Source organism: Psychrobacter sp. S1-30-MNA-CIBAN-0213 (assembly GCF_040309845.1).
Classification (GTDB): domain Bacteria; phylum Pseudomonadota; class Gammaproteobacteria; order Pseudomonadales; family Moraxellaceae; genus Psychrobacter.
In genome coordinates this window covers 1-278 of the sequence record NZ_JBEOPE010000055.1, presented here as the reverse complement: position 1 = coordinate 278, position 278 = coordinate 1, and the positions used below count along the sequence as shown (strand labels likewise).

The following is a 278-nucleotide window of genomic DNA, read 5'->3' as shown; positions in this document are numbered from 1 at the left end:
GCTTAATACTAAGCAAACTCAGCAGCTTCTAAGTCATTCGCGTCAAAATACTAAGATAGAGATAAGAGCGGGTGATGATCGTTGGATAATCAGCGATAAAGGCATGAGTGCCGTGCTGCTCAAGCTTGACGAGGTGCAAGGGCGAGTGGGCACATCGATAGCACTAGTGAGCAAAAACAATCCTAATCGGCAAACGCCTAAAGCAGCCAAAGCAAAACCTGTGATTAAAAAAGCATATTCATATTCGGATGATGATAAACAGCAGCTCGACCCTGCAA

1 protein-coding gene is annotated in these 278 nt (G+C 44.6%); it reads left to right on the top strand.

The genetic code is table 11. The features are described 5' to 3' along the window. A partial coding sequence (locus tag AAEY87_RS13930) for a DUF1176 domain-containing protein (protein WP_350657601.1) occupies nucleotides 1-278 on the top strand: 278 nt, incomplete at both ends.